General features: G+C 74.2%; 12 protein-coding genes. 9 read left to right on the plus strand and 3 right to left on the minus strand.

The window, feature by feature from the left end:
• The 9 genes from FXF52_RS37905 to FXF52_RS37945 form a co-directional block, all read left to right on the plus strand.
• The coding region (locus FXF52_RS37905; RefSeq protein ID WP_148804493.1) for an inositol-3-phosphate synthase at positions 1 to 1,044 on the plus strand (1,044 nt) is incomplete at its 5' end.
• Positions 1,041 to 1,952 (plus strand): SCO3242 family prenyltransferase, encoded by a 912-nt coding sequence (locus FXF52_RS37910; RefSeq protein ID WP_148804494.1) that lies wholly within the window; start codon positions 1,041 to 1,043, stop codon positions 1,950 to 1,952. The genes FXF52_RS37905 and FXF52_RS37910, both read left to right, overlap by 4 nt.
• The gene (locus FXF52_RS37915) at positions 1,949 to 2,977 is read left to right on the plus strand and encodes a sugar phosphate isomerase/epimerase (RefSeq protein ID WP_148804495.1); all 1,029 of its coding nucleotides are present in this window, start codon (positions 1,949 to 1,951) and stop codon (positions 2,975 to 2,977) included. The genes FXF52_RS37910 and FXF52_RS37915 overlap by 4 nt, the downstream gene beginning before the upstream one ends.
• A 32-nt stretch (positions 2,978 to 3,009) precedes the next feature.
• Positions 3,010 to 3,630, plus strand: a complete 621-nt coding sequence (locus tag FXF52_RS37920) for an EboA domain-containing protein (RefSeq protein ID WP_148804496.1) — start codon at positions 3,010 to 3,012, stop codon at positions 3,628 to 3,630.
• Positions 3,630 to 4,481 (plus strand): TatD family hydrolase, encoded by an 852-nt coding sequence (locus FXF52_RS37925; protein WP_148804497.1) that lies wholly within the window; start codon positions 3,630 to 3,632, stop codon positions 4,479 to 4,481. The genes FXF52_RS37920 and FXF52_RS37925 overlap by 1 nt, the downstream gene beginning before the upstream one ends.
• A complete protein-coding gene (gene eboE, locus FXF52_RS37930; RefSeq protein ID WP_148804498.1) occupies positions 4,481 to 5,668 on the plus strand; it encodes a metabolite traffic protein EboE in 1,188 nt (395 codons plus the stop codon). Before FXF52_RS37925 ends, eboE begins: the two co-directional genes overlap by 1 nt.
• A gap of 76 nt (positions 5,669 to 5,744) precedes the next feature.
• Entirely contained in the window at positions 5,745 to 7,139 is a 1,395-nt protein-coding gene (locus FXF52_RS37935) for an alkaline phosphatase family protein (protein WP_148804499.1), read from the plus strand.
• Complete coding sequence (locus FXF52_RS37940) at positions 7,136 to 8,203, plus strand: polyprenyl synthetase family protein (RefSeq protein ID WP_148804500.1); 1,068 nt, start codon at positions 7,136 to 7,138, stop codon at positions 8,201 to 8,203. Before FXF52_RS37935 ends, FXF52_RS37940 begins: the two co-directional genes overlap by 4 nt.
• A gap of 213 nt (positions 8,204 to 8,416) precedes the next feature.
• The gene (locus FXF52_RS37945; protein WP_148804501.1) at positions 8,417 to 9,427 is read left to right on the plus strand and encodes a sugar phosphate isomerase/epimerase; all 1,011 of its coding nucleotides are present in this window, start codon (positions 8,417 to 8,419) and stop codon (positions 9,425 to 9,427) included.
• A 181-nt stretch (positions 9,428 to 9,608) separates the two neighbouring features.
• Here the strand turns inward: FXF52_RS37945 and FXF52_RS37950 are convergent, their stop codons facing one another.
• The 3 genes from FXF52_RS37950 to FXF52_RS37960 form a co-directional block, all read right to left on the minus strand.
• Positions 9,609 to 10,790 (minus strand): ROK family transcriptional regulator, encoded by a 1,182-nt coding sequence (locus FXF52_RS37950; RefSeq protein WP_148804502.1) that lies wholly within the window; start codon positions 10,788 to 10,790, stop codon positions 9,609 to 9,611.
• A 110-nt stretch (positions 10,791 to 10,900) separates the two neighbouring features.
• Positions 10,901 to 11,974 carry a sugar phosphate isomerase/epimerase gene (locus FXF52_RS37955; RefSeq protein ID WP_255472800.1) on the minus strand — a complete coding sequence of 358 codons (1,074 nt, stop codon included), beginning with the start codon at positions 11,972 to 11,974 and terminating at the stop codon, positions 10,901 to 10,903.
• An 85-nt stretch (positions 11,975 to 12,059) separates the two neighbouring features.
• The coding region (locus FXF52_RS37960; RefSeq protein WP_148804503.1) for a carbohydrate-binding protein at positions 12,060 to 13,576 on the minus strand (1,517 nt) is incomplete at its 5' end.

Raw genomic sequence — 13,576 nt, forward strand, 5'->3', positions numbered from 1 at the left:
GTCACCGAGCTGCCCGACCTGCGTGGGCCGGCCCTGCCGGCCTTCGCCGACCTGGTGTTCGGCGGCCACGACGTGGTCGCGTGTCCGCTCATCAAACGGGCCGAGGCGCTCGCCACCGCCGGAGTGCTGCCCGGCCGGCTGGTGGACGCCCTCGCCGGGGAACTGGCCGGCGTCGAGGCGGGGCTGCGTCCCGCCCCGACCGGGGCCACCCAGGCCGAGCGGGCGGCCGCCGTGGCCCGCGACCTCACCGAGTTCCGCGACCGGCACGCCCTGGACCGGGTGGTGGTGGTCAACGTCTCCACCACCGAACCGGCCGTCGCCGCGCACCCGGCCCACCACGACCTGGCCGCGCTGCGGGAGACGCTGGCCGGCTCCGCCGACGTGCTGCCGGCCAGCTCGCTGTACGCGTACGCGGCCTTCACCGCCGGCTGCCCGTACGTCGACTTCACGCCGTCCACCGGGGCTCGGCTGCCCGCGCTGGCGGCCCTGGCCGAGGAGCGCGGCCTGCCGTACGCCGGGCACGACGGCAAGACCGGGGAGACCCTGGTCAAGTCGGTGCTCGCGCCGATGTTCGCGATGCGGCACCTGGCGGTGCGCTCCTGGTCCGGGCTGAACCTGCTCGGCGGCGGGGACGGCGCCACGCTCGCCGAGCCGGCCGCCAACGCCGCCAAGGTGGGCAGCAAGCAGCGGGTGCTCGGGGAGACCCTGGGCTACCTGCCGCAGGGCGACACCCGGATCGACTACGTCGAGGAACTCGGCGACTTCAAGACCGCCTGGGACCTGGTCACCTTCGCCGGTTTCCTCGGCACCCGGATGCGGATGGAGTTCACCTGGCACGGCTGCGACTCGGCGCTGGCCGCCCCGCTGGTGCTCGACCTGGCCCGGCTCACCGCCGCCGCGCACGCCGCAGGCCGCCACGGCCCCCTGGCCGAGCTGGCGTTCTTCTTCAAGGACGGCATCGACGCGCCCACCCACTCGCTCGCCGGGCAGTGGGCGGTGCTCTGCGACTTCGTCGCCGGGCTGCACGCCGGAGCCGGGCGATGACCCGGCTGGCCGACCTCGCCGAGCTGGTCCGGGCACCCGCCGCGCTCTCCGTACCGGGGGACGTGGTGGCCGGCGCGGCGGCGGCCGGCGCGCTGGACCGCCGGACGCCGGCCCTGGCCGGGGCGTCGGTGCTGCTCTACTGGGCCGGCATGGCCGCCAACGACTGGGCCGACCGGCGGCTGGACGCCGTGGAACGCCCCGAGCGGCCGATCCCGTCCGGCCGGGTCCACCCGGCCGCCGCGTTCGGGGTCGCCGCCGGCCTGACCGCCGCCGGGCTCGCCGTGGCCACCGCCGCCGGGGGTCGGCGGGCCGCCGCCGTCGCGGTCCCGCTCGCCGGCGCGATCTGGGGGTACGACCTGCTCGCCAAGAACACCGCCGCCGGTCCCGCCGTGATGGCCGCCTGCCGGGGCCTGGACGTGCTGCTCGGCGCGAGCCCCGCTCCCGGCCGCCGCGACCGCCGGGCCGGCACCGGCCGGGGTGCGACACGCGGCGTCCCCTCGGCCCGGCGGGGCGTCCTCCGGGCGCTGCCGGCGGCGCTGACGGTCGCCGCGCACACCTGGACCGTCACCGCGCTGTCCCGTCGCGAGGTCTCCGGCGCCGACCGGCGGCTGCCCCAAGCCACCCTGGCCGGCACCGCCCTGGTCGCCGCCACCGCGCTGAGCCGCACCGAGCCGGTCCCCGCCGCGCTCGCCGCCGGCTACGCCACCCGCTACGGATCGGCGCAGGTCCGGGTGCTCGCCGACCCGTCACCGGCCCGGGTCCGGGCCGCCGTCGGCGCGGGCATCACCGGGCTGCCCGCGTTGCAGGGCGCGCTGACCGCCCGGGCCGGCGCCCGGCTGCTCGGCCTCGCCGTCGCGGCCGCCGCCCCGCTCGGCCGCCGCCTGGCCCGACTGATCTCGCCGACATGACCAGCCCTTCGCTCCCCTCCGCGTCGCCCGGCACCACCCAGGCGGCGGCGGACGCACCGGCCGGGCGCGGGGGCCCGCTGGACCCGGCCGGGCTCCGCTTCGGGTATGGCACCAACGGCTTCGCCAACCACCGGCTCGACGACGCGCTCGGCGTGATCGCCGACCTCGGCTACCAGGGGGTGGCGCTCACCCTGGACCACGACCACCTGGACCCGTTCGCCCCGGAACTGGGCCGCCGGGTGGCCGCGGTGCACCGCCGGCTGGCCGCGCTCGGCCTGGCCGTGGTGGTCGAGACCGGCGCCCGCTACCTGCTCGACCCGTGGCACAAGCACGCCCCGACGCTGCTGCACGATGACCCGGCGCTGCGGATCGAGTTCCTCCGCCGGGCCGTGCGGATCGGCGCGGACCTGGGCGCGGAGGCGGTCTCCTTTTGGGCCGGCGTACGCCCGCCGGAGGTGCCGGAGTCGGTCGCCTGGGACCGGCTCGTGGCCGGCTGCGCCACCGTCTGCGCCGAGGCCGCGGCGGCCGGCGTGCCGCTCGGGTTCGAGCCCGAGCCGGGCATGCTGGTCGAGGACATCGCCGGCTGGCACCGGCTGCGGGACGCGCTCGGCGCGCCGCCCGGCTTCGGCCTCACCCTTGACATCGGGCACTGCCGCTGTCTGGAGCCCCGGCCGGTGCCCGACTGCGTCACGGCGGTCGCCGAGCACCTGGTCAACGTGCAGATCGACGACATGCGCCGGGGCGTGCACGAGCACCTGGAGTTCGGCACCGGCGAGATCGACTTCCCGCCGGTGCTGCGCGCCCTCGCCGACGCCGGCTACCGCGGTCTGGTGGCCGTGGAGCTGCCCCGGCACTCGCACGCCGCGCCGGCGGTCGCCGCCCGGTCGATCGAATTCCTGCACGCCGCCGCCGGGACCGCCCGGCACCGGACAACCGACTCGGACCCTTTGCTCTGCAGCCACGGAGGCAACACGTCCGGATCGCGGGTGCTGCGTAAGGGGCTGCAGAGCAAAGGCGGTGGCTGAGCACCTGCCACCCGGCTCAGAGGGGAGACGGCATGACACCCGACCGACTGCGCGCCGCGCTGCGGGGCGTACCCGATCCGCAGTGGCTGGACGCGGCCCTGCGCCGCGTCGCGACCGAGCCCAAGGCGATCGCGCGCCTCTTCGCCACCGCCGCCCGGCGGTGCGGGCGGGGGCCGCTGCCCGATCCGCCCGGCTGGACGGTCGACGAGGCCGCCCGGGCGCTGCTGCTCACCGCGCTCCCCGCCGACCACGCGGCGGCGGCCGACTCGCTCTACCGGCACGGCGACGCCGCCGAGAAGCGGGCCGTGCTGCGCGCCCTGCCGCTGCTGCCCATCGGGGCGGCCTGCGTGCCGCTGCTGCACGACGCGATCCGCACCAACGACACCCGGTTGATCGCCGCCGCGCTCGGCCCGTACTCCCGGCACCTGGAGCAGCCGGCCTGGCGGCAGGCCGTGCTCAAGTGCGTGTTCACCGGCGTGCCGCTGGCGGCCGTCGACGACCTGCACGGCCGGGCGGACGGCGAGCTGGCGGCGATGCTGGCCGCGTTCGCGGCCGAGCGGCACGCGGCCGGCCGGACCATGCCCGCCGACGCCACCGACCTGCTCGACCGGCTCGGCGCCGGCTCGCACCCCACCACCGCCAGGGAGGCGTGATGCGCATCTTCGACCCGCACATCCACATGACCTCACGCACCACCGACGACTACGAGCGGATGGCCGCCGCCGGGGTACGCGCGGTGGTGGAGCCCGCGTTCTGGCTCGGCCAGCCACGCACCAGCGCCGCCTCGTTCGTCGACTACTTCGACTCGCTGATCGGCTGGGAGCCGTTCCGGGCCGGGCAGTTCGGCGTCCGGCACCACGCCACCGTGGCGCTGAACCCGAAGGAGGCCAACGACCCGCGCTGCCACCCGGTGCTCGACCTGCTCCCGCGCTACCTCGACAAGGACGGCGTGGTGGCGATCGGTGAGATCGGCTACGACTCGATGACCCGGGCCGAGGACGCCGCCTTCGCCGGGCAGCTCGCCCTGGCCGTCGCGCACGACCTGCCCGCCCTGGTGCACACCCCGCACCGGGACAAGGCCCGCGGCGTCGAGCGCACCCTGGCGGTGGTCGCCGAGTCCGGCATCGAACCCGGCCGGGTGCTGGTCGACCACCTCAACGAGGTCACCGTGAAGCTGGTCCGGGACACCGGCTGCTGGCTGGGCTTCTCCATCTATCCGGAGACGAAGATGTCGCCGCCGCGGATGGTCGAGCTGCTGAAGACGTACGGGACCGAGCGGATGCTGGTCAACTCGGCCGCCGACTGGGGGCGCTCGGATCCGCTGCTCACCCGGGCCACCGGGGAGGCGATGCTGCTCGCCGGGTTCACCGAGGACGACGTGGACCGGGTGCTGTGGCGCAACCCGGTCGAGTTCTACGGCCAGTCCGGAAAGCTGGACCTCACCGACGTCGACGCGCCGGCGCCCACCTTCGCCGGCAACTCCATCCTGCGCGGGGGCGAGTGATGCGGTTCCGGCACGCCGACGGCAGCACCGTTCACCTCGGCTACTGCACCAACGTCCACCCGGCCGAGGACCTGGCCGGGATCCTCGCCCAGCTCGACACGTACGCGCTCCCGGTCCGCCGGGCGCTCGGCGCCGACCTGCTCGGGCTGGGGCTGTGGCTGGCCGCCCCGGTGGCCGCCGCGCTCGCCGCCGACCCGGCGGCCCGCCGCCGGCTCCGGCACGAGCTGACCGTACGCGGCCTCGAGGTGGTCACCCTCAACGGCTTCCCGTACGCGGCCTTCCAGGCGCCGGTGGTGAAGGGCGCGGTGTACCACCCGGACTGGACCACCCCGGAGCGGCTCGGGTACACCCTGGACCTGGCCCGGGTGCTGGCCGACCTGCTCCCCGAGGATGCGGCCCGCGGCTCGATCTCCACGCTGCCGCTGGCCTGGCGTACGCCGTGGGACGCCGGCCGGGCCGACCTTGCCCGGCGCCGCCTGGACGAGCTGGCGGCCGGGCTCGCCGCGGTGGAACGGGAGACCGGCCGGACGATCCGGGTCGGCTTCGAGCCGGAACCGGGTTGCCTGGTGGAGTCCACGGGACAGGCGCGTGAGATATTCTCAGCCATGGATTTGGACCGGCTCGGGATCTGCCTCGACCTGGCCCACCTCGCCTGCGCCTGGGAGGAGCCGGCCGAGGCGCTGGGCCGGCTCCGGGCCGCCGGATTGCCGGTGGTCAAGGTGCAGGTCTCCGCCGCCGTCGAGGCGGCCGACCCGGACGGCTCGGCCGAGGCGCTGGGCCGCTGGGTGGAGCCGCGTTTCCTGCACCAGACCCGGTCCGCCGGCTGCGCCGAGGTCACCGACCCGGCTGACCCGGCGTACGCCGCCGACGACCTCGACGCCGCCCTCGACGCGCGGCTGCCCGGGCCGTGGCGGGTGCACTACCACGTGCCGCTGCACGCCCCGCCCGAGCCGCCGCTGCGGTCCACCCTGCCGGTGCTGCGGGCCGCGCTCGCCGCGCTCTACGCCGGACCGGTCGCCGGCTGCGAGCACCTGGACGTCGAGACGTACACCTGGGGGGTGCTGCCGGCGGCGCGGCGGCCGCGCACCGACGCGGAGCTGGCCGCCGGCATCGCCGCCGAACTGGCCTTCGCCCGCGACGAGCTGATCGGGCTCGGGCTGGCCGAGCGAAGCGAGGTGGCGGCATGAGCGAGCGGCAGCGAGTGAATCATCGACCCAGCGCGGTGGTGCCTCATGGCGGTGCCGAGCGAAGCGAGGTGCCGGCATGAGCAAGCGGTTGGTGGTCATCGACGTGGTGGGGCTGACCCCGCGCCTGCTGGCGCACATGCCCCGGCTGCGCGCGGTCGCGCAGGAGGGCTTCGCCGCCGAGCTGGGCACGGTGCTGCCGGCGGTCACCTGCTCGGCGCAGTCCACCTTCCTCACCGGGGAGCTGCCGTCCGGCCACGGGATCGTCGGCAACGGCTGGTACTTCCGCGACCTCGGCGAGGTGTTCCTCTGGCGGCAGCACAACGCCCTGGTCGGCGGGGAGAAGCTGTGGCAGGCGGCCCGCCGGGTCGAGCCGGACTACCGGGTGGCCAACGTCTGCTGGTGGTACGCGATGGGCGCGGACGTGGACTGGACGGTCACCCCGCGCCCCATTTACTACGCCGACGGGCGCAAGGAGCCGGACTGTTGGACCGACCCGCCCGAGCTGCACGACACCCTCACCGACGCGCTCGGCACCTTCCCGCTCTTCACCTACTGGGGGCCGGGCGCCGGGCTGCCCTCGTCCCGGTGGATCTGCCGGGCCGCCGAGCGGATCCTCGCCGACGAGGCCCCGGACCTGACCCTGGTCTACGTCCCGCACCTCGATTACGACCTGCAACGGTTCGGCCCGTCCTCGCCGCAGGCCGCCGCCGCGGCGGCCGAGCTGGACGCGGTGCTCGGCCCGCTGCTGGACGCCGCCCGGGAGCGGGACGCCACCGTGGTGGTGCTCTCCGAGTACGGCATCACCGACGTCTCCCGCCCGGTCGACGTCAACCGGCTGCTGCGCGCCGAGGGGTTGCTGCGGGTCTACACGCAGGACGGCATGGAATACCTGGACCCGTGGACGTCGCGCGCCTTCGCGGTCGCCGACCACCAGGTCGCGCACGTCTACGTCAAGGACCCGGCCGACGTGCCGGCGGTGGCCAAGCTCTGCGCCGGGCTGCCCGGGGTCGCCGAGGTGCTGGACGCCGAGGGCCAGGCCGGCTACGGGCTGGACCACGAGCGTTCCGGGGAGCTGGTGCTGGTGGCCGAGCCGGACGCGTGGTTCACCTACTACTACTGGCTCGACGACGCCCGCGCGCCCGACTTCGCCCGCCTCGTGGAGATCCACCGCAAGCCCGGCTACGATCCGGCCGAGCTGTTCTTCGACCCGGCCGCACCGGGTGCCGCGAAGCGGCGGGCGGCGGTGGCGCTGGCCCGCAAGAAGCTCGGCATGCGCTATCTGATGAGCGTGGTGGGGCTGGACGCGGGGGCGCGGGCGGTCCGCGGCTCGCACGGCCGGCTGCCCGCCAACCCGGCCGACGGGCCGGTGCTGCTCTGCTCCGATCCGGCCGCGGCCCGGGACCGGGTCGCCGCGACCGACGTGAAGGCCCTGCTGCTCCAGCTCGCCGGACTGGCCCGGGAGGCGCCGTGACCGTGACCGTCGCACCGACCGACCCGGCCCTGCTGCGGGACCGCTTCGACGCCGCGCTCGCCGCGTTCCTGCGCGAGCGGCGGCCGGGTCGGTCGGACGACGGTACGGGGGCCGTCCACGCCGTGCTGCGCCGGTTCGTTCTCGCCGGTGGCAAGCGGCTGCGGCCCCTGTTCTGCTACTGGGGGTGGCGCGGCTTCGGGGGTCCGGACGGCGCCCCGATCGTGGTCGCGGCAGCGGCGCTGGAGCTGTTCCACGCCTTCGCCTTGATCCACGACGACATCCTGGACCGCAGCGACCTGCGGCGCGGCCAGCCCTCGGTGCACCGGGTCTTCGCCGACCTGCACGCCCGCTCCGGCTGGCAGGGCGACCCCGAGGCGTACGGCCGGGACGCCGCCCTGCTCTGCGGCGACCTCTGCGCCGCCTGGTCGGGGCAGATGTTCCACGACTGCGGGCTCGAACCGGGGCGGGTCCGCCAGGGCCTCGCCGTCTTCGCGCGGATGCGCGCGGAGGTTATTGCGGGGGAGTACCTGGACGTGGTCTCCGCGGTCGGCGACGGCTCGGTGGCCTCCGCCCTCGCCGTGGTCCGGATGAAGACGGCCCGCTACACGGTGACCCGGCCGGTGCAGATCGGTGCCGCCCTGGCCGGGGCCGACCCGGCCGCGGTGACCGCGCTGGCGGAGTTCGGCGACCCGCTCGGGGACGCCTTCCAGCTCCGCGACGATCTGCTCGGCGTCTTCGGCGACCCGGCCGTCACCGGCAAGTCGAACCTGGACGACCTGCGGGAAGGCAAGCCGACCGTGCTGCTGGCGCTGGCCCGGGCGGCGGCCGGCCCGACCCAGGCGGCGCGGCTGCGGGCGCTGGTCGGCGACCAAGAACTGGACCACGGGGGCGCGGCCGAGGTGCGGGAGATCATCGAGGTCACCGGCGCGCGGGAGCGGGTCGAGGGGATGATCCAGACCCGGGTCGACCAGGCCCGTGCCGCGCTCGACCGGACGCCGCTGGCCGAGCCCGCCCGCTCGGCCCTGGTCGAACTGACCGTCCGCGCCGCGCACCGCCGGCAGTGAAAGGCCGGGCCCCGCGGATGGGGCCTTCCGCGAGCGGGGCGGCGGAAATAGAGTGGGGGCGGCGACCGTGAGGTGGCCGGTGACTCGACGGGAGGCGCAACCCGTCGGGCCTGAGGCGCGACCGCGCCCACCGGTGCCCCAGGGTCGCTGACGCCCGGTCGCCCTCGCCCCGGCCCGCAACGGAATCCCCCATCACCACAGGGGAGAAGGACAATGGCGCGACCCATCACGCTGTTCACCGGCCAGTGGGCCGATCTTCCGTTCGACGAGGTCTGCCGGCTGGCCGCCGAGTGGGGCTACGACGGCCTGGAGATCGCCTGCTGGGGCGACCACTTCGAGGTCGACAAGGCGCTCGCCGACGAGTCGTACGTGGACCGGAAGCGGGCCACCCTCGCCAAGCACAACCTGCAGGTCTTCGCCATCTCCAACCACCTGGTCGGGCAGGCGGTCTGCGACCACCCGATCGACGAGCGGCACCAGGACATCCTGCCCGCCCGGATCTGGGGCGACGGCGAGCCGGAGGGCGTACGCCGCCGGGCCGCCGAGGAGATGAAGGACACCGCGCGCGCGGCGGCGAAGCTGGGGGTGCGGACGGTGGTCGGCTTCACCGGCTCGTCCATCTGGCACACGCTGGCGATGTTCCCGCCGGTGCCGCCGGCCATGATCGAACGCGGCTACCAGGACTTCGCCGACCGGTGGAACCCGATCCTCGACGTCTTTGACGAGGTGGGGGTCCGCTTCGCGCACGAGGTGCACCCCAGTGAGATCGCCTACGACTACTGGACCACGAAGCGGACGCTGGAGGCGATCGGCCACCGGCCCGCGTTCGGGCTGAACTGGGACCCGTCGCACTTCGTCTGGCAGGAGCTGGATCCGGTCAACTTCATCTTCGACTTCGCCGACCGCATCTACCACGTCGACTGCAAGGACGCGAAGGTGCGTACGGGCGACGGGCGGCGGGGCCGGCTCTCCTCGCACCTGCCGTGGGCGGACCTGCGGCGCGGCTGGGACTTCGTGTCCACGGGCCACGGGGACGTGCCGTGGGAGGACTGCTTCCGGGCGTTGAACGCGATCGGCTACGACGGCCCGATCTCCATCGAGTGGGAGGACGCCGGCATGGACCGGCTCGTCGGCGCGCCCGAAGCGATCCAGTTCGTCCGCCGGCTCGCCTTCGACGCCCCGGCCGCGGCCTTCGACGCCGCCTTCAGCAGCAACCGGGACTGACCTTTCGGCCGCTACGAACTTGATGACGTGAACGATTCACCCCGGTCGGCCGCCGCCGGGCCGATCCGCCGGGGCGGGCCAGCGCCGATGATTCACCTACGTCATCAAGTTCGTAGCGGCCAGCCAGTGGTTCGCCTGCGGCACCCGCCCGAAGGCCGGACCGGAACGACGCCGCCGGCGATCAGCAGGCCGCGAAGACCTGGTCGCTGACCAGGCGCGCCGCGCCGACCAGCGCGGCGCGGTCGTCCAGGTCGGACAGGACGATCGGCATGCTGCCGGTGGCCAGCGGCGTCGAGCGCCGGTAGACCACGCTGCGGATCTCGGCCAGCAGGACCGGGCCGATGCCGGGGGCCGCCCCGCCGATGATCACGATGGCCGGATTGACGAAGCTGACCAGGCTGACCAGCACCTGACCGAGCCGGCGGGCGGCGTCGCGGACCAGGGTCTGCGCGACCGGGTCGCCGCCGGTCGCGGCCCGGGCCACATCGGCCATGGTCAGCGTGCCGGCTGCCGCCAGCCGGTCGCCGAGCGCCGTCGAGCGTCCGGCCCGCGCGGCGGTCACCGCGTCCCGCACCAGCGCGGCATCCCCGCAGTACGCCTCCAGGCAGCCGGGCTGACCGCAGCCGCACAGCGGCCCGTCCTCGGTGAGCTGGAGGTGACCGACGTCACCGGCCCCGCTCGCCGCGCCCCGGTACAGCGCGCCGCCGAGGATCAGCCCGGAGCCGATCGCGTTGCCCAGCTTCACGTAGAGGAAGTCGTCGAACGCCCGGCCGGTGCCGGCGTGCTGCTCGCCGAGCGCCATCACGTTGGCGTCGTTGTCGACCTGCACCGGGCAGCCCAGTTCGGCGGCGATGGTGTCGCGGACCGGGAACTGGTGCCAGCCGGGCAGGGCGGGCGCGACGGACGGCGCGCCGTCGCGGACCGCGACCGGTCCGGGCAGGGCCACCCCGACCCCGGCCAGCCGGACCAGCCCGGCCTCGGCGCGGAGCTTGCCGAGCACCTCGACCGCACGGCCCACCACCGCGTCCGGGCCAACTCGTGCGTCGAGCGGCTCGCCGTGCCGGGCGAGCACGGTCAGCTCGCCGTCGGTGAGCGCGACGTCGAGCCGCCCGTCGCCGACGACCACCGCGCCGAACCGGACCTGCCCGGCGATCCGGAGCAGCGACGACCGGCGACCGCCCCGGGACGCGGCCGGCCCGGCCGTCTCCACCAGCCCCTGCGCGGTCAGCCGGTCCACCTCGGCGGTGAACCGGGCCCGGGGTAGGCCCACGGCGTCCGCCAGTTCCACCCGGGAGCGCGGGCCGTCGCGCAGCAGTCGCAGCAGCCGCGCCTGGTCCGCGTTCTCCGGTCCGACTATGGTCATACGATCACCTCGCTTCCGAATGTGCCACACCCGCGTCACCACCGCGTGACGCGAAGGGGCCGCCCCCGGTTTCCCGGGTGCGGCCCCCCTTTACGGGTCGGCGGGTCGGATCAGCCCCGCAGACTCGACATGTGCTGGTAGCTGATCTCCGCGTAGCGCAGCGACCGGCCGGGGTCGGCGCTGCCACCGGGCGCGGTGTCCTGCTCCCACATCGGGTTGTGGTAGCCCTTGGCGCCCATGTTGGCGAAGAAGCCGCCGTAGTCGATGTCGCCCTGGCCGAGCGGCACCATGTCGTACCCGTTGGTGGTGCCCGTGTTGATCTTACCGTCCTTGGCGTGGAACAGCGGGAACCGCATCGTCCGGGCCGCCACCGTGGCGAGCGGGTCGAAGATGTTCGTCTGGGTCACCCCGTCCGGGTCGGTGTAGCTGCGGTAGCGGTACTGCGCCACGTGGGCCCAGTAGATGTCCATCTCGAACCAGACCCACTCCGGGTTGGTGAGCCCGAAGAAGTACTCCAGCTTGCGGATGCCGGAGGATCGGGTCGGCCGGCCCAGCGCATCCAGCGGCCCGCTGTCCAGCAGGAAGTTGTACGCCGCGTCGTGGTTGTGGGTGTAGAGCTTCAGCCCCCGCGCGGCGGCCATCTCGCCGAAGGTGTTCCACCGGTCGGCCGCGGCGTCCCAGTCGGCCTTGTAGTTGCTGCCCGTCGGGTCGCTGCCGGTGCCGATGTGCGTCATGCCGAGGATCTCGGCGGTGTCCAGCGTCTGCTCGAACTGGGCGATCGTGGTCGGGGTGACCGTGCTCGGGACGGAGGCGTGCGAGCCGTTGGCGCGCAGCCCGTTGTCGTCGAGGATCTTGCGGATCTCCGCCGGGGTGATCTGCCGGCCGAGGATCGAGGTGTGCTGCGTGTAGCCGGCGAACTCGACCTCCTTGTACCCGATCTCGGCGAGCCGGCCGAGCACCCGCTCGAACCCGAACGGCACTCCGCTGCCGTCGTCGGCGGCGCCGATCCGGTCGCGGACGCTGTAGAGGATGATGCCCCGCTTGCCGGTCGGGACGAGCACCCCGTTGCTCGCCGCGGCGGCCGAGGGGGCCCAGCCGGCGGCGCCGACGGCGACCGCGCCGGCCGCCCCGGCGATGGTGCCGAGCATCCGGCGGCGGCTCATCCCGTGTGTGCTGTCGTTCATCTCGGGCTGCCTTTCTGAGGTGATGGTGGTGGTGGGGAAGGGGGGCCGGGGCGGGGCCGCCCGGCGGGCGGCCCCACCCCGTGCGTCACGGGGTGACGCCGATGCCCTGGCCGGTGAACTCGACCCAGTTGAGGTTGCCGAAGCCGCTGGTCGGCCCGCCGGGGACGGTGGTGAAGACCAGGTAGAGCTTGTGCGTCCCGCCCGGGTCGGTGATCGGCACGGTGGTGCTGGTGAAGGCGTTGTTGCCGCTGGTCGCGTTGACCGTGGCGGTGGTCAGCAGCGGGCCGGTGGGGGAGTCCAGGCGGAACTGGACGCCGAACCGCGGCTGACCGGCGGTGGCCGCGCTGCCACCGGAGGTGCGCAGCATGACCGACTGCATGTTGGTCAGGTTGACGGTGTTGTTGATCGCGATCCAGTCACCCGGGTCGAGGCTGCCGCGCTGCTGCCCGCCGCCGGTGTCGGCGGTGGTGGCGACCGTGGTGCCGGACTCGTCGGTGGCGAACTCGACCTCCTGCCGCTTGGCCTGGATGATCTGCTGGTCCACCGTGGTCAGCGCCGGCTGCCCGTTGGCGCCCTTGTCGGTGTACGACGCGCTGACCACGCCGTAGATGTAGCCGCCGTGCGAGGCGTCGTCCGCGTCCGTGGGCAGCACCCCGGAGCAGCCGAACTGGTTGGCCTCACCGTGCCCGTGGCTGTCGTGGCCGAGCACGAAGGTCACCTCGACCTTGCTGCAGTCGATCGGCCCGTCCTCCGGGTCGGTGACGGTGACCGTCCACGGGATGTCGTCGCCCCAGTTGAAGAAGCCGCCTTCGAGCGGGGTGTTGACCGTGACGGTCGGCGCGGTGTTGCCGACGGTGATGGTGGTGTTCGCCGACGCGGTCTTGCCGCTGGAGTCGGTCACCGTCAGGCGGGCGGTGTAGACCCCGTTGGTGGTGTAGGTGAACGACGGGTTCGGGTCGATCGAGTCGGTGGTGCCGTTGCCGTCGAAGTCCCAGGCGAACTTGATCGAGTCGCCCGGGTCCGGGTCCTTCGAGCCCTCGCTGGAGAAGGCGACGGTCAGCGGTGCCCGCCCGTTGGTCGGGGTGGCGTTCAGCACGGCGATCGGTGCTCGCAGGCCCTTGACGTAGCTGAACTTGAGCATCGCCGCGTCCGGGTTGATGTTGAAGAACCCGTCGCCGTAGGTGAGCAGGTAGAAGTTGCCGTCCTTGCCCCACCGCATGTCCATCGGGTTGTCGCAGAGGAACGGCTTGGCCGGGGTGGTGGGCGCCTGCCCGCAGTTCAACACGTTGTTGATCTTCAGGATGTCACCCTGGTCGTCCAGCCGGATCTCCTTGAGGGTGTCCCGGGTGAACTCGCCGAAGAAGATGGCGCCGTCGTAGTACGCGGGGAACTTCGTCTCCGACCTCAGCTCCGGGTCGTAGTCGTACTTCGCCGCGCCGTGCGGGCCGACCCCACCGGTGCCCAGCTCCGGGAAGAGCACTGGGCAGGTCTGCGTCGGAGTCGACAGGTAGGACTCCGGGCAGGGGGTCGGCGCCTGGAACGAGTACCACAGCTCCGACTTCTCCACCTTCGGCAGGTCGGTCAGGCCGGTGTTGTGCCGGG

The sequence above is a fragment of the Micromonospora sp. MP36 genome, assembly GCF_008119785.1.
Lineage (GTDB): Bacteria > Actinomycetota > Actinomycetes > Mycobacteriales > Micromonosporaceae > Micromonospora.

Coding starts and splice junctions, on each gene's coding strand:
- FXF52_RS37910 (WP_148804494.1), top strand. CDS start 1,041: ATGACCCGGCTGGCCGACCTCGCCGAGCTGGTCCGGGCACCCGCCGCG.
- FXF52_RS37915 (WP_148804495.1), top strand. CDS start 1,949: ATGACCAGCCCTTCGCTCCCCTCCGCGTCGCCCGGCACCACCCAGGCG.
- FXF52_RS37920 (WP_148804496.1), top strand. CDS start 3,010: ATGACACCCGACCGACTGCGCGCCGCGCTGCGGGGCGTACCCGATCCG.
- FXF52_RS37925 (WP_148804497.1), top strand. CDS start 3,630: ATGCGCATCTTCGACCCGCACATCCACATGACCTCACGCACCACCGAC.
- eboE (WP_148804498.1), top strand. CDS start 4,481: ATGCGGTTCCGGCACGCCGACGGCAGCACCGTTCACCTCGGCTACTGC.
- FXF52_RS37935 (WP_148804499.1), top strand. CDS start 5,745: ATGAGCAAGCGGTTGGTGGTCATCGACGTGGTGGGGCTGACCCCGCGC.
- FXF52_RS37945 (WP_148804501.1), top strand. CDS start 8,417: ATGGCGCGACCCATCACGCTGTTCACCGGCCAGTGGGCCGATCTTCCG.
- FXF52_RS37950 (WP_148804502.1), bottom strand. CDS start 10,790: ATGACCATAGTCGGACCGGAGAACGCGGACCAGGCGCGGCTGCTGCGA.
- FXF52_RS37955 (WP_255472800.1), bottom strand. CDS start 11,974: ATGAACGACAGCACACACGGGATGAGCCGCCGCCGGATGCTCGGCACC.